The sequence below is a fragment of the Sphingobacterium daejeonense genome (assembly GCF_901472535.1).
GTDB lineage: Bacteria > Bacteroidota > Bacteroidia > Sphingobacteriales > Sphingobacteriaceae > Sphingobacterium > Sphingobacterium daejeonense.
On sequence record NZ_LR590470.1, the window covers coordinates 980,808 to 997,600 of the forward strand.

Sequence of the window (16,793 nt, forward strand, 5' to 3'; positions counted from 1 at the left end):
GTGATCCATCGGGTCACTGGTGTTTTTGTTATTATGTTTTATGCTTTATAGAATATTATCTTTTGTTTTTTGTTTGTTGGAAATTTTCATGCTATCCATGATCCATGGTCAGACTGACGATAAACTTGTTGTAAAAGGGACTGCCGGGTTTAGGTTGGAAAACATGGATTGGTCCATAGCCGGAAATTTACAAGGATCGAACCCCAATATCAAATCAGAGTTAAAATGGACAGATTTGGTGATTGCCGATTTTTCAGTCTCTGGCCATTATCAATTTGTGAATCGTTTTTCTGTTGAGGCTGGGGGAAGTTTTGGGAAAACGATCCGTGGAAATGTCTCTGACATAGATTATCTGGAAGATAATAGAACGAACCCTTCTTACCAGTTACATGTCAAAAATAAAAAAGGTTCAGACTACTCGGTCTTTACGCATGCAGGGTACCATTTTTATCCAAGCGAATCTTTATCGCTTGTTCCTATTTTGGGTTATAGGTTTTCCTCTCATACTTATTGGTTGTCTGATGACGGAATAGAACAAGGTGGAATCACTTTGAATAGTTCTTATAGATCTAGCTGGAAAGGTCCATATGCTGGATTTGATTTATTTTATAAACCCAATGAGAAATTAACAATACAGACCAATTTTCAATATCATCAGATCAATTATTCTGCAGATGCGAACTGGAATTTAATGACTCAATTTGCACATCCAAAAAGTTTTGAGCATTCTGCCAAGGGGTTTCAGATTCTAGGTTCATTAACGCCAATGCTGAGAATCAATCACAAAATAAAGCTGCTCCTGGACTTAGGCTATCTTTATGCCAATACTGGAGACGGGAATGATCTATCTTTTATGGCAGATGGATCTCAAGGATATACTAGACTCAACGAAGTGTCAAGAAGTTATTGGCAAGCCCGTTTAGGCATTGTATTTAGACTGTTGAGCGATTGACATCTCTAAAGAAAGCTAATTCAATATTTTAAAAATTTATTTTGTAATATTACACATCGAATATTAACCTATAGGTTATCCCCAATTATATTTTTATGAACTATTGCTTTAGATTTTTGTTTCTGATTTTATCGATTATTTCAGTAGATAGTTTTGCTCAGGGCACAATTTCTAAACCACAGATCTTTAATTATTCAAGTAGCATATATAAGGGTGGCTTGCAGAATTGGGGAGTTGCGCAGGATTCCAAGGGAGTGATGTATTTTGGCAATAACGAGGGTTTACTTTCCTTTGACGGCAGGAATTGGCGAATTTATCCGCTTCCGAATGCCACGGTTGTCCGTTCTGTTGCTATTGATAAGAATGATAGGATTTATGTTGGAGGACAAGATGAGCTCGGATATTTTGAAGGGGATGAAAAGGGGATGCTTATTTTCCATTCTTTAAAAGATAAAATTCAAGAAGGAGAACGTTTTTTTTCTGATGTGTGGCATACCGAGATTTTGGGAGATGATATTTTCTTCCACACATCCCTCTACATCTTTAGGCTTAGTCATAATAAAATAATTGTCGACCGGGCAAAGAGCAGCTGGCAGTTTTTGGGTCAGGTGAACGGAAAGATGTTCGCTCATGAAGCGGGAAATGGGTTTGATGCAATATGAAAATGGTATTTGGAAATCTATTCTTCAGTCTTCAGAAATCTCTTATGACGTCATCACTGATATAGCTAATTTCAATACAGATACTTTATTAATTTCAACACTTAGGAATGGTCTTTTTATCTATGCCCAAGGTACTGTTGTTCCCAAAGCGGTGAAGGGATACCCTAATTTAAATTCCCTTCGAATTTCTGGCCTTCAGGATTTGTCCAACAATCGATATGCTATTGGCACCAATTCAGGTGGCTTGTTTATTATCAACGGTGCTGGTGAGGTCATGCAGCACTATGTCTATAAAGGCGGATTACAAACGAACCATATCCGATCTATATTCACCGACAAAAATTCCAACTTATGGTTGGCAACAGATGACGGTATTGATTACATCACTATTAACAGCAGTATAGGATATATTCAACCGGATAAAAATACTACGGTAAGTGCTTATTCGCATCTTATATTTGGCAACAGTCTATATATCGGTACTTCAAGCGGTCTTTATGCTACTGTTTTGCCCAATGGGTCACTGGGACAAGATATTGGGGATGGCGCGGGCGGATTTTAAGAAGATTGCGCATAGTGATGGTCAAGTTTGGTCGCTCAATGAATTTAATGGCAGGCTATTAATGGCGCATGAGGACGGTAGCTTTGAGATTAAGGATGGAAATGCAAATGCCATTTACAGATCCATTGGTACATGGATGCATAAAGCTACAACCCGAGTATTGCCCTTTGAGAGATTGATTTCAGGAACCTATGGTGGACTTTGGTTAATGGAGTTTGATGGGACAGATTTTAAGGATTTAGGTCATATTAACAAGTCGAATGAATCGTTGCGATTTATTCATTATGATGATAATGCAAACGCTGTATGGGTTTCACATCCTTATAGGGGAGTATCCAAGTTGTGGTTATCAAAAGATTTTAAGAATGTAATCAAAGAAAAGAGGTATACATTTCCAGAAGCAGAGTCGTCTATTCTACATAATTATTTGTTTTTTATAAAGAATAAGGTTGTTGTCTGCAATCCCAATTTTATTTATGAGTATGATGATAGCAGCGATCAATTTGTAAAATCTGCAAGTTTGTCTGTCCTCCATGGATTGCCAATTCAATATATGAAAGAAGATAAATATGGCAATATATGGTTTGTAAGCAATAAACGTTTGAGTGTATTGGATTACTCAAATACGAGTAAAGACAGACAATTTTTTATGAATCATTTCCCTATGCTCAATGGGAAGATTTTGGGTGGTTTTGAATCTGTGTATGTTCATGACCTAGAGAACGTGTTTATCAATGGGCAGAAAGGTGGTATTTTACTAAACTATAAAGACTATCTCGAGAAAGCTGTAAAGCCGAATGTCTTACTCAGATTAATTAAAACTTCCAATCGCGCCAAAGAAGAACAGGTTATTTTTGGTGGAAATGGTCATAAGGAGTCTAAAGAACGAAAAATACCTTATGCCTTCAATACTATACATTTTGAATTCAGTTCCACAAATTATGAACAGCAGGAGCAAGTGGAATATAGTTATTTGCTTGAGGGCTTAGAGACTCAATGGTCTTCTTGGAGCAACAAAGGCGAAAAAGAATATACGAATTTGAGGCCTGGGGATTATGTCTTCAAGATTAAATCTCGGAACGGGGTAGGGAACGAGTCTATTGAGGAATTTATTTCTTTTACTATCTCTCCGCCATGGTATTTGCATCCCTTGATGTTTGTGTTATATGCTATTTTCTTTATATCCTTCCCATTTTGGATATTAGCAATGCAGCGAAAAAAACTGAGGAGATTGCATCAACAGGAGTTGCAAGTTCGGCAGCTTGAGATTGAGAAGAAGGAAAAAGAAGTAATCAAGTTACGCAACCAGAACTTGGAGGCAGAAATAGGGTATATGGATAAGGAACTTGCTAATTTGACGATGAATATTATTCAACGTGGCGAGGCACTTGGTAAGATCAAGGATGGCATCAATAAATCTATGGAGGGGTTAAAAGATCATGAGCTCAAAACTAATTTCAAGCAATTAACACGGATTATTCGTTCTGCAGAACAGACGAATGAAGATTGGGAGAAATTTAATATCCATTTTAATCATGCCAATGAAAATTTCTTCCTTCGACTGAAAAAAGAACATCCTGAATTGACTCAAAAGGAATTGCAGTTATGTGCCTTTATTAGGATGAATCTATCCTCCAAAGAAATCGCCCAACTGATGCATGTCACAGCAAAAGCTGTTGAAGTAAGTCGATATAGGCTTCGGAAAAAACTAAAGATTGATCCTGAAATCAACCTTTACGATTATCTTTTGGAGTTTGCTAAACCAGAAAAGTCCAATTTGTAAACCGATTATTTTGTAATAATCCTTAAAAATACGCTAAAATTTAAAAAACGTAGTGAGTGATTTTATTGCGTTGATAATCAGTGTTTAACCATCTTGATGTAGTGTATTTGTAGGATGGTAAAATATTCGAATGAGTCAATTTTTTCTCTTCTGTAGTGGTGATTGTTTGGGCTAAAAAGTACATCATGTTTTTCTCTCAGATAACTTTGGAATATCATCTCAGGTCATAACCAAGCCTTTGATGTTTTTTCAAATTTATAACCATGTTTAATTATTTTCCATTTATGAGATTTAAAATTTTGCATGCATTTCTATTGATTTGTATGTGTATTTCTGCGACGGATTTGATGGCTCAGACTTTATCAATCCGCGGGCAGGTTACGTCTTCAACCACTGGGGAGCCCATCTCTGGGGTAACTGTAACCGTTGAAGGAAAGAGGCAGGCAACGAGTACCAATGCAACCGGCCAATATACCCTTGAATTTCCTGGTGAAAGTGCAGTAGTGAGATTTTCACAGATAGGCAAGATCTCCCAACAAATTGAGGTGAACCAATCTGGAGTGTACAACATTCAATTGGAAGACGGTTTGGATGAGCTAGAAGAAATTGTAGTCGTAGGTTTATGGTACTCAGAAAAAGAGTGTGGTAACTGGGGCTATAAGTAGTGTTAAGGGCAGCGATCTCGAAACTATGCCGGTAACTCGTTTGGAGCAATCACTTCAAGGTCGAGCTTCAGGATTGACGATTGCATCTAATTCAGGTGAACCTGGAGCATCATCAACCATTCGGATTCGTGGATTTACAACCTTTGGAAATAATAACCCTTTGTGGGTCGTAGATGGCGTTGTCGTGGATGCTGGTGGTATAGGTTACTTAAACCAATCAGATATCGAGTCTATTGAGGTTTTAAAGGATGCATCCTCACAAGCAATTTATGGAGCTAGAGCTGCTGCGGGAGTTATCTTAGTAACAACAAAGAAAGGTGCTCAAGGAGCTATCCGCATTAATTATAATACATTTTTGGGAAGTTCGGCACCGGCAAGAAAACTAAGTTTGTTGAATGCTACGGAATATGCTACCCTTAGAAATGAAGCTGCCCTTGCTGCAGGAAATGCATTACCTTTTAGCGATCCTGCGTCATTAGGAGAAGGTACTGATTGGCAGGAGCATATTTTCAACAGAAATGCATTCCGCCAAAACCATGAATTAAGTATCAGTGGTGGTAACGAGGTTTCTACCTTCTATACATCATTTGGTTTGTTGACTCAGGAAGGAATTGTTGCTTCTGAAATATCCAATTATAAAAGAAATAATATCCGTTTGAATTCGGAGCATAAGGTTGCAAAATGGCTAAAATTTGGTCAGAACCTAGGTTATTCGCATGAAAGGGGACAAGGTGTGGGAAATACAAACAGTGAGTTTGGAGGGCCATTATCTTCAGCAATCAACCTCGATCCTACAACTCCATTAATTATTACCGATCCTACGATTATCAACAATCCTAGTCTACCATATTCAACTCAAGCTGTACCACGTGATCCAAACGGAAATCCATATGGTATTTCTCAATATGTTGCTCAAGAAATGTCAAATCCTCTTGCTTACATCCAAACAAGATTGGGCAATTATGGATGGTCTGATAATATTGTTGGTAATGTATATGGTGAAATTGAACCTATCAAAGGCTTGAAAATCCGTTCGACACTAGGTTCAAAATTATCATTTTGGGGGCATGAGAGTTTCACGCCAGTATATTACCTGAATGCTGTAATGCAAAGAGCTCAAAATGATTTTACACGTGGAACAAATAGAGGTTTTGATTGGAACTTAGAAAATACAATCTCCTATCAATATAGCTTGCAGGATCATAATTTCATGGCTTTAATTGGACAGGGTGCATATTATGACAATCGTGCCAGAGGAATAAATGTGACTTATTTTGATATTCCTGTTAATAATTTTGATGATGCATCATTGAACTATACTATTCCTGCAGATCAGAAGAATTCTTCAGGTTATGAGAATGTTGGTCATACTGTTTCTTCCCTTTTTGCCAGGTTGAATTACAACTATAAAGAAAAATACTTGGTTGAAGGATTGATCAGGAGAGATGGATCTTCACGTTTTGGTTCTAACAACAAATACGGGGTTTTTCCATCATTTTCATTGGGTTGGGTCGTTAGTAAGGAGGATTTCTTGATGGACAATCCCAATATCAGCATGTTAAAAATTCGTGGTGGTTATGGAGTTGTGGGTAATGATAATATCGGCGACTTTGCTTATTTATCAACCATTGGGGGTGGCCGTAATTATACGATTGGGTTAACAGACATTTATACGGTGGGTAATAGCCCCAATGCACCTTCCAATCCGGATTTGAGATGGGAGCAGACCAGCCAGGCCAATATTGGACTGGAGATGAGTTTTTTAACGAATTTCACGTTGACGTTTGATTGGTTTAACAAAGTAACGACTGGCATCCTTCAGAATCCACGCATACCAGGTTATGTTGGAGCAATTGGAAACCCTGCGGCCAATGTTGCAGATATGAAGAATACAGGGGTTGAATTAGAACTTGGCTATAAAAACAGATTAGGTGCAGTTAATTTCTCGGTTAATGGTAATGCTTCGTATTTAAGGAATGAGGTTACAGACATTGGTGCTGGGGTTAGTTTCTTGAATGGTGCTGGATTCCAAGCTTCCACCTACAATATTACGCGTACAATGGTAGGGCAGCCTTTCAATTCTTTTTATGGATTTAGAACGATGGGTATATTTCAAAACCAAGCAGAAATTGAAGCTTATAAGAACTCGGAAGGAGGGTTGATACAGCCGAATGCTCGCCCGGGTGATTTCAAGTGGGCAGATTTGGATGAAAATGGGGTCATTGATGCCAATGATAGAACATTCATTGGTGATCCAACTCCGAATTGGACCTTCGGATTTACCGTAAACTTGGAATGGAATAATTTTGATGCTTTGATTTTTGGGCAAGGAGTTGCTGGCAATAAGGTTTTTCAAGGCTTGCGCAGGTTAGATATCAATAATGCGAATTATTCGACTCGTGCATTAGGAAGATGGACAGGTGAAGGTAGTTCGAATGATTTTCCACGCTTAACAGATGCTGATGCGAACAATAATTTCACAAATCCTTCTGAATTCTACTTGGAGGATGGCAGCTATTTTCGATTGAAAACTGTTCAGATTGGTTATTCACTTCCAAGAAGCTTGTCAAATAGAATTGGCCTTCAAAAGATCAGGCTATATGCCATGGCTGAGAACCTAATGACGTTCACGAAATATACGGGATTTGATCCAGAGATTGGTGGTGGAATCATGAGTATAGACCGCGGTATCTATCCGCAAGCAAGGTCTTATATGTTCGGACTTAATGTTGCATTTTAATCTAGAATTGTAATGAAATTATATAATAAATTATTCTTAGTACTTATCGCATTTTCGACACTTGGTCAATCTTGTTCGGACAGCTTTTTGGAACTAAAACCTAGGGGTACTGATTTAGAAGAGAATTACTACCGGAATCGCCAAGAGGCATACAATGGTCTTGTTGCGGTGTACGATGTTGTGGGATTCCAGAGTTCAAGTTATGTTACTAAAATATTGGCTGCATCAGCGGCATCGGATGATCATTCAGCTGGTGGTGGTGGGTCATCAGACTTACCAAATATCCAAGCATGGTCCAACTATACGGTTAGTCCGGCAGTAGGTCCTCAGGAAGACCTTTGGCGAAGAGGGTATATGGGAATCATGAGAGCCAACGTATTACTTCAGAAGTTGCCAGATATTCCTATGGGAGATGATGAGAAGGCTAGATTTACTGCTGAAGCCAAGTTCTTGAGAGCCTATTTCTATTTTGACCTGATTCGTTATTTCCGGAATATTCCTTTGATTTTATCTCCTTTGGTGGGCGATGCTATTTATCAGACTACGCAAGCGGCACCACAAGAGGTTTATAACGCCATGGAAAAAGATTTGACGGAAGCGATTCCTGTTTTGCCTATCAATCTAAACTTAAGTACGGAAGCTGGTAGAGCGTCACAGGGTACTGCTAGAGCATTATTGGGCAAGGTTTATTTACAACAGGAAAAATTTACGCAAGCGGCGGATCAGTTTAAGGAAGTTAATGGTGAGCCTGGGCAAACCAGCAAATATGGTTATAAGTTATTGTCAAATTATGCAGACCTGTTTAAGGTAAGCAATAAATTCAATTCGGAGTCTATCCTGGAAATTTCATTCACCAATACCTCTGTTGGGGATTGGGGTTGTATTGACTGTACAGAGGGTAACATCTTAAACATCATGATCGGGCCCCGTGGATATGCAGCAGGTGCGGGGGCACCCGATTATGTAGCAGGATGGGGATTTTTACCTTTGACGAATGGTCTTGTAGACTTGATCAAAGGAGATCCTAGATATCCATATACAGTGGCAGATATGCATCAATTGCAAGCAAATGGTTCGGCATCATATACACCAGGTTATATGGATACGGGTTATTTCTTAGAGAAATATGCTGGTCGAGAATCCAATCGATGGACTGGTGCAGGTTCTTTTGAGTTAAATTTCCCACAGAATATATATGATATACGTCTTGCAGATACTTATTTATTGGAAGCTGAGGCCTTGGTTCGTGGAAGTGGAAATACAGCTAGAGCTGCAGCTTTATTGAATGCTGTTCGTTCTCGAGTAGGTTTAGGCGCAGTAGCGGCAACCTTTGAAAATATAAAAAGAGAGCGTAGGCTAGAATTAGCTGGTGAAGGTCATCGTTGGTTTGACTTGGTCCGTTGGGGAGATGCAGCAGCAGCGTTATCTAGCAAAGGTTTTGTGGCAGGTAAGCACGAAGTATTGCCGATTCCATTGTTAGAGCTGGATAATACACAGTTGGAGCAGAATAAAGAGTATGGGGGTACTAAATAATTGACTGAATTATGAAAACGATATATAACAAAATATTAAATAAGAACCTATGGAAGGTTATGCTTTTTTCGTTGGTCATCATTGCCTGCCGACCTGAGGGTGATAACCTTACTTTGAGCGCATTGCCAAATCCAGAGTTTGAAGCAGTTGAAGTTGCGCCAGGACGTATACAACTGAAAAACATTACGAGTACCCCAACTATTGCTAGTTGGACGATCGTGTCCAGCGGCCAGAAGTTGACTGGAGATGTTGTAGAGGTTTCTTTGATTTTTGCTGGCAACTATGATGTGAAACTAGATGTTGTGGGTCAGGGCGGAATGGCAAGTGTGACGAAGGCGATCACCGTAAAACAAAGCGACCCGAATGCCTGTGATGATAAAACAGCACTTGGTTTTATTGCCAGTTGCACGCAAAAGAAATGGAAACTGAATCCGCAGGCAGGAGCATTTAAAGTTGGTCCTGGAGCTGATAATGGTGATTGGTGGAGTAGTGGTGAAGGCGAAGTAACAGGTAGAGCTTGCGAGTTCAATGATGAATTTACTTTTTCTTTTAACGCAGAGGGCACATTTGGATATGATAACAAAGGTGATTTCTTTGCGGACGGATATCTAGGAAACAAAACTACAGGATGCGAGCCTGCCTCCAACCTGACGGGTGATCAAGCTTTGTGGAATTCGGGGACTTTTAAGTTTTCAGTAACTGAAGGTGCTGGGGTCAAAAAATTGGGACAACTGAGATTAGTTGGAAAAGGAGCACATATCGGTGTGAAAAAAGCACATAATGGTGGCGAAACTGCCACTGGTCCTGCAAATGATTTTGTTCTATATGATATTTTAGAAATGACTAAGAATAAAGATGGTGCTGGTTATGATATTATGAAGATCGGAGTGAATATTGGTGGTGATGCATGGTGGACAATAACGTTACGTTCATTTTAATTGGCTGTCAATTTTATTTTATAAATTAATAAAAAATGAGAAGAAATATGAGTTTTTGGATCTTACCTATACTTGTTCTATTGTCATGTTCAGATAAATCTAATGTGAACAATATTATTGTGCCGGAACCACCTACTGCTCCAAAGCCAAAGGAATATAAGTTTTCGGAGACTCCAGTTTGGTTTGATGAGTTTGATGTTGATGGGTTGCCAAATACGGAGAGATGGGGTTATGATGTTGGAATCGGAGACAGTGGTTGGGGGAACAATGAATTGCAATACTATACTGATGCACGACCTGAGAATGTCAATATCGCAGATGGGATTTTAAGTATTACTGCGCGGAAGGAAAAATATGAAGGTTCAGAATATACGTCTACGAGATTGATCAGTAAGGGGAAAGGAGATTTCCTGTATGGAAGATTTGTGGTTAGGGCAAAGGTTCCTCAAGGGAGGGGAACTTGGCCGGCAGCATGGATGTTGCCAACTGACTGGGCTTATGGCGGTTGGCCAGCTTCTGGGGAAATCGACATTTTAGAACATGTAGGTTATGAACCTGATGTCGTGCATATCACGATGCATACAAATGATTACAATCATATTAAGGGCACCCAAAAAGAAGCCATCAAGAAGATTCAAAATGCGACCACTGAATTTCACGAATATCGTGTTGACTGGACGCCAGAATACATTCGAGGTTTTGTTGATGGGGAGCAGATCCTACATTTTCCTAATGAAGGCAAGGGCAGTGGTGTATGGCCTTTTGACAAAAGGTTTCATTGGTTGCTGAACTTGGCTGTTGGTGGCAATTGGGGCGGTTTAAAAGGTATTGATGATACCGCCTTCCCAGCAGTTTATCAAGTGGATTTTGTAAGGGTTTATGAATTATTGAATCCATAAATTGGGTAAATAGATAAGTTTAGTTATTGGTGATGGGCCTTGCATCAAATCTTTGATGCAGGCCCTTTTTTATTCATGCTCTTACCATTTCCATCCCTTAAAATCCTCAATCGGGATTCCGTGAGATAGAATTTCATCCCGAAATTCATCAATATTTTTTAAATCTCTTTTAGGGATTATTATTCCAATACCAGAAGTTTGGGTAATAAAAAAATGATTATCTGTTTCAGGAGCAGAAATTAATTGACTATAATAATATTTTCCTTCACCAGTGAAGTCACTTGTGTGTAATGCTTTTTCGGTAAATTCTACAATTGCGGGTTGATCGAACTTCTTTGAATAAACCTCTTGTCCATGTTTTTTATAATGTCTTTTATAAATCCAAAGCGCATATCGTTTGTAAAACACAATACAAGCTAAACTGAAGGCAATAAAATAGATCGTTAAGAATATATTTTCTCCGTCCAAGTAATAGAAAAGAGCAAACATTAAAAAGAATCCACTTATGATCCATTTAGAATTTCTAATTCTTTTTTGTATCCTTTCTGACTGTGAAGCTGCAAATAATTGAAATGCTAGATAATCTTCTTCAGTTGGTTTGATTTCGAATCTCATGGAATTTCTGATTTGAATCAAATATAATTTAATTGAAAAGAAATGGCAAATCAACAACTTATCTATTGATGGCAATTGGATCGGATTCTCAATCAAGTTACAATCAATTGTCGCTTTTACACTTTTTTATATTGAATCCTTGATTTTTTATTTCCTTAAATTAAGTATTTATTAACATTATAAATCCTTGTTTTTGAAATGGTTTTACACTTTTTTTTCTTAAGAAAAGGTAATATTAAAAATGATAATTCAATAAAATTTAAACATTAATTAATGTCAAGGTAACGTTTTCAAAACATCTCAGCAATACTTTCGTGACCAAATTAAGAGGTACCAAAAATTACGTATCGCTAATCAACTAAACGAAAAAACTACACTATGCTGAAAAACTTGAGTTCCCAGACTATTTTCTGTCTATTACTTCTATTTTGTTTACCAATTGCAGGTTTCTCTCAAAGTACTGAGGCTACCATTACGGGAAGAATCACTGATTCTGATGGAGCATTAAATGGGACAACAATTACAGTGCGAAATGAATCCACTGGTTTTAGCCAGAAAACCGTAACCAATCAAAATGGTATTTTTACCTTTCAACAATTGCCTCTTGGCGGTCCTTACACTGTTACTGCAAACCACCTAGGTTATCATGAACAGAAACAAACAGATTATAAATTAAATTATGGTGATGAGATCACCGTCAACTTGGAATTGACCAATGAGTCAAACAACATTGACGAAGTTGTCATCCAAGGTCAAGGATTGCAGAATAAGATTAGGTCATTAGGGTCCTCAACTGCGATTACTGCCAATGAGCTAAAGAAAATGCCAGTTAATGGTCGGAATTTCTCCTCATTGATAGACCTGTCTCCAATTAGTACAGGTTCTAACTTAGCTGGTCAGCGAGCTTCTTCAACAAACTTTACAGTCGATGGTATGAACTCCAGAAGTACTGTAGCTGGTGGAAACAGTGGTGGTGCGTACTCTATTTCTATGGAAGCTATTCGAGAATTTAAAGTTGTGACCAATGACTATGATGTTACTTATGGTCGCAGTGGTGGTGGAAGTGTTACAACCGTCACAAAATCTGGTACAAATACCTTAACAGGAAGTGCTTTCACATTCGGTAGGACGGACTGGTTATCTAGTCAATATAATCTGAATGGTACTCCAAGGCAGCAAGAATTTTCTACCTACCAATATGGTTTCTCGCTTGGGGGACCGATTATTAAAGATAAAGCACATTTCTTTGTTGCTTGGGATCATCAAACTGATACAAGGCCATTGTATATTGCGGATATTCAAAATGCTGAGGATATAGCCAGGTATAAGGTAACTCAAGAAACGTTGGACAAATTTTCTGCGATCGCTGAACAGAAGTATGGAACTGATCCTAGTCAATTATTTGGTGCATTCGATAAAAAGAAAATTACAGATGCCGCGTTTGCCCGGATAGACTGGCAATTGAACGATAAAAATCTATTAACCATAAGGAATAACTTTGTTTATGATAAGGATAATCAGCAAGAAGGTGACAATTCTAATATAAATGCCTACGAATCCCATATGAACAGGAAGTATATCAATAATAGTTTGATGGCATCCTTGAGGACTTCGATCAGTCCTAGATTGACCAATGATTTTAAGGTTCAGCATTTTTATGAAAGCTCAGATGCGCTCCATAATGTAAAGGGTATTGGGCAGGATCAAAGTATTCCGAGAGCTATTGTTGAAAAGGTAACTTCGACGGATGGCACGAACAATTATAGCAGAAGTATACAGATCGGAGGTCAACGTTTTTCACCAGAGTGGTTTCATGGAAATATGTTTCAAGCTGTAAACAACTTGTATTTTAATACTGAAAAAATAAAATACATCTTCGGGGCAGATATCATGTACACCAACATGGATTTCCGTTACGGCAGTGAGATGAACGGTAGATTTTATTTCACCGGCATGGAAAATTTTGAGAATCTGACGCCGTACCGTTATGCCAGGGATGTATATATTACAGATAAGGAAAATACACAAGTCAATAATCTTGCTGTTGGATTATATGGTCAGATGGAGGCAAAGATTGCAAAAGGATTAGATGTGGTAGCAGGACTTCGGTTGGACAACACACAATACCTAAAGAAGGCTAATTTTAATCAAATTGTCTATGATGAGTTAGGTCTTTCTACAGATAATGGGATCAATACATTCCAAGTTCAGCCAAGGGTTCAGTTTACGTGGGATGTGAACGAAGAAAGAAAGAATATTATCCGTTTCGGAGGAGGTATTTATGGATCTGCACTTAATCCATACTCGATGTTGAACAATATGTTGTTTGATGGAACCCGTATTGCTGGAGTTGATATTATTGACCCTCGATTGATGCCTAAGCCAAATTTTGCTGGCTATAGACAAGATCCCAATACTGCGCCTGGGAAAGACTTGTTAAACCAACCTGGAGTGGAGAAATTGGTAACGATCAATATGAACAATAAAGATGTGAAAGTACCAACTGTCTATAAAGCAAACCTTTCCCTTAATCACTTCTTTACACCATCGTTACGTGTTGGTATTACCGCATTTGGTACTTGGGCAAGAAATAACTACATGTATGTAGATCGTAACATGGTCGATGACCCATATTTCAGATTAAAGAATGAAGGGGATAGGGGAGTTTTTGTTCCTGCAAACACTATTAATGAGAAAAATGGTGCTGCAAACTGGGTTAATGGAAGAAAAACAAAGGCTATAGGTCGTGTTTTGGAAATGAATTCAGAGGGTAAGAACAATACCTATACAGTCGTTATTGATGGTACTTACCGTTACTATAAAGACGGTCAGGTAACGATGTCATATACTTGGAACGATTCAAGGGACAATACTTCCTACAATGGGAATGTGGCTAACTCGGCAACCTTATCATTAATGGTAAAGGATGACCCACGTAATTTGAGTACGATGACCTATTCTGATAATCAGTACCGTCATAAAGTTGTGTTTTATGGTACAATGCCATCAATTTGGGGTGTATCTATGGGATTACGATTCAGTGGAGTTGCTGGAACAAGGTATTCATTGGCTGTTGATGGCAACGTGAATGGGGATTTTGTAAATTCAAATGATTTGGCATTTATATTCGATCCTAATAATCCATCTACTCCTGAAAATATTAGAAAAGGCATCACCGAAATTCTGGAAGATCCAGATGCTGAACAGAGTATTAAAGATTATATCAATAGCAATATTGGAAGAGTGGCGGAAAGAAATGGTGGTGTAAATGGGTTTTATGGAGTATTTGATTTACACTTGGCCAAAGAATTCAAATTCTATAAAACTCATGGTATTGAAGCTTCTATAGATATTTTCAATGTGGCAAACCTATTGAACAAAGAATGGGGTGTAGGGCATAATTTAGGAAAGCAAAATCTATATACAATCAACAGTTTTGATGCTGCTAAACAAGAGTATAATTATAAAATTACTTCAAAAACTGGAGTTTCGAATTTAAATGGAAATCCATTCCAGATTCAATTGGGACTTCGATACGCGTTTTAATTAATTCAAATAAATTGGAAAAGGAAAGGCAAGGAAATTGTCTTTCCTTTTTGTATTTATACCTAGTTTAAAATTTTGATGAAATTACTTGACTGGTTTAAAGGTCATCGGTGTATTATAAATATAAGAGGTTGAATCATTCCTCATCTGAACGGTTAGTTCATTTTCGGAAAGTTTGAGGATTTTATATTTTGTAGATATAACCAATGAATCAGAAGGTATATTCATTGTAGACTGAATTTTCTCATTAACCCTATAGGATAGGGTCAATGTTGAGTCTATTGGGTCAATGGTATAATCTCCCCAGAATTCTCTTAATCTTCCTGATGTGGGATCAGCTTTTGAATTATTTAAGAAGTTCTCTTTTATCGAGTCTTGTATTGAATGTGAATATTGAGTACCAGTAAAACTTAAAGTAGTAAATCTAGAATAACGTTCGGGAGTTGTATTATCTGTAAAAACTTCATCTATTAATATTTCATTTTTCCAGATATGTTTCTCCAGGATAGCTTGATTTAACCCTCCATCAACTAGAGACATGTCCTCCTCTTTACAACCTATGAGAAAGGCAATGATCAGTAAGAATAGCAATTTATCTTTCATGCTTTAGTTCTAATTGAGGACTTTTTAATAATTGTTAAAAGGTTAAATGATATTTGAATAATCAAATTTAAGTTAAACTCTGTTATAATCAAACACTTATGTGTTAATATTTGTTTGTGTTTTGATCAAGTTTTTATCAAATCGATAAATCTGTTTCTTAATACGGGTGAAATTTACTATTTTCTTACGGAGAAATAAAATTTATATTTAAATAATCTGTAGAAATTGGATAAGGAGATTAGTTGGAGGAAAGGTAGAGGATTTTTAAAACAGGAAGTTATAGTGACACCCCTACAGGTTTGCATTGGGGTTGTGTAATCATTTCTAGAATAGTTGCACCCCTCTGGGGTTGGATGGCTGTACCACCTTGAATAAGAAAATGGTATAATCCCATCGGGATGACACTATTATAGCAGGGAATTAACAAACATGCCACACCTACGGCGTTGGTGTTTGATGCGATTTTCGTTTCTATAGATATTACATGCCGATGGCATTTAAGAGATATTTCATGCCTCCGGCATTTTACCTCGATGGGGTTTTTTGGGGATATGGCCTTATTTTTTCTATAATAGTTACACCTACAGGGTTGCATACCTTCTTTTATGTACCATTTCTATAATAGTTCCGCCCCGCTGGGGCGGTATGGGTGATTATATTTTTTTAATAAGTAATCTTCGATCAATCAAAACAGTCATGGACAGTTCACTAAATAGTTTCTCTCTCTTACGAGAGAGAATGACACGTTCGCTCGTTTAGTGAGGGGATAATTGGGAGGTTAAGTGGTCGCCGCAGCGACCACTTAACCTCCCAATTATCCCCTGTTTCCTCACGGAATTAGTGCATTCTCTCGCTTTAGCGAGAGAAACTATTTTGGCGCATTATAAGAATTTTGATCGTCAAGGAGTTTATAATATTTAATTGAACAGCAATGTATAGTGACACCCCTACAGGGTTGTATTGGGATGCTAAATTCATTCTATAATAGTTCCGCCCCGATGGGGTTGTCTAGCCGTGCCACAGTGTCACCTTGCATAAAAAAATAGTAAAATCCCATCGGGATGACACTATTATAACAGGGAATTTAACAAACATGCCACACCTACGGCGTTAGTGTTTGATGCGATTTTCGTTTCTATAGATATTACATGCCGATGGCATTTAAGAGATATTTCATGCCTCCGGCATTTCACCCCGATGGGGTTTTTGGGGGTATGGTCTTATTTTTTCTATAATAGTGACACCCCTACAGGGTTGCATGGCGGTGTGCATTTTCTAATGTCTATTGTCTTATG

12 protein-coding genes are annotated in these 16,793 nt (G+C 38.0%); 10 read left to right on the forward strand and 2 right to left on the reverse strand.

Translation table 11 applies throughout. The annotated features are described in order from the left end of the window. The first annotated feature begins 88 nt into the window (after positions 1 to 88). From FGL31_RS04765 to FGL31_RS04800, 9 genes are all read left to right on the forward strand, one after another. Positions 89 to 952, forward strand: a complete 864-nt coding sequence (locus FGL31_RS04765) for a hypothetical protein (protein ID WP_138089888.1) — start codon at positions 89 to 91, stop codon at positions 950 to 952. A gap of 95 nt (positions 953 to 1,047) precedes the next feature. Beyond that, entirely contained in the window at positions 1,048 to 1,614 is a 567-nt protein-coding gene (locus FGL31_RS04770) for a hypothetical protein (RefSeq protein WP_138089889.1), read from the forward strand. Then, complete coding sequence (locus FGL31_RS04775; protein WP_138089890.1) at positions 1,583 to 2,176, forward strand: two-component regulator propeller domain-containing protein; 594 nt, start codon at positions 1,583 to 1,585, stop codon at positions 2,174 to 2,176. Before FGL31_RS04770 ends, FGL31_RS04775 begins: the two co-directional genes overlap by 32 nt. Beyond that, positions 2,157 to 3,959 (forward strand): triple tyrosine motif-containing protein, encoded by a 1,803-nt coding sequence (locus FGL31_RS04780; RefSeq protein ID WP_171017549.1) that lies wholly within the window; start codon positions 2,157 to 2,159, stop codon positions 3,957 to 3,959. The genes FGL31_RS04775 and FGL31_RS04780 overlap by 20 nt, the downstream gene beginning before the upstream one ends. A gap of 284 nt (positions 3,960 to 4,243) precedes the next feature. Further along, complete coding sequence (locus FGL31_RS23115; protein WP_197734093.1) at positions 4,244 to 4,624, forward strand: carboxypeptidase-like regulatory domain-containing protein; 381 nt, start codon at positions 4,244 to 4,246, stop codon at positions 4,622 to 4,624. Beyond that, positions 4,602 to 7,364 (forward strand): SusC/RagA family TonB-linked outer membrane protein, encoded by a 2,763-nt coding sequence (locus tag FGL31_RS04785; protein WP_197734094.1) that lies wholly within the window; start codon positions 4,602 to 4,604, stop codon positions 7,362 to 7,364. The genes FGL31_RS23115 and FGL31_RS04785 overlap by 23 nt, the downstream gene beginning before the upstream one ends. 12 nt (positions 7,365 to 7,376) lie before the next feature. Next, entirely contained in the window at positions 7,377 to 8,897 is a 1,521-nt protein-coding gene (locus tag FGL31_RS04790; RefSeq protein WP_138089892.1) for a RagB/SusD family nutrient uptake outer membrane protein, read from the forward strand. An 11-nt stretch (positions 8,898 to 8,908) separates the two neighbouring features. Then, a complete protein-coding gene (locus FGL31_RS04795) occupies positions 8,909 to 9,835 on the forward strand; it encodes a hypothetical protein (protein WP_138089893.1) in 927 nt (308 codons plus the stop codon). A gap of 47 nt (positions 9,836 to 9,882) precedes the next feature. Further along, positions 9,883 to 10,734 (forward strand): glycoside hydrolase family 16 protein, encoded by an 852-nt coding sequence (locus FGL31_RS04800; RefSeq protein WP_099369638.1) that lies wholly within the window; start codon positions 9,883 to 9,885, stop codon positions 10,732 to 10,734. 81 nt (positions 10,735 to 10,815) lie between these two features. On the opposite strand, the gene FGL31_RS04805 is transcribed toward FGL31_RS04800, so the two are convergent. After that, a complete protein-coding gene (locus FGL31_RS04805; protein WP_138089894.1) occupies positions 10,816 to 11,349 on the reverse strand; it encodes a YcxB family protein in 534 nt (177 codons plus the stop codon). A 378-nt stretch (positions 11,350 to 11,727) separates the two neighbouring features. Here FGL31_RS04805 and FGL31_RS04810 point away from each other — a divergent pair, with 378 nt between their 5' ends. Then, positions 11,728 to 14,895, forward strand: coding sequence for a TonB-dependent receptor (locus tag FGL31_RS04810; protein ID WP_138089895.1), 3,168 nt, complete (start codon positions 11,728 to 11,730; stop codon positions 14,893 to 14,895). Between the two features lie 84 nt (positions 14,896 to 14,979). On the opposite strand, the gene FGL31_RS04815 is transcribed toward FGL31_RS04810, so the two are convergent. Then, the gene (locus FGL31_RS04815) at positions 14,980 to 15,498 is read right to left on the reverse strand and encodes a hypothetical protein (protein WP_138089896.1); all 519 of its coding nucleotides are present in this window, start codon (positions 15,496 to 15,498) and stop codon (positions 14,980 to 14,982) included. Positions 15,499 to 16,793: the final 1,295 nt, after the last annotated feature.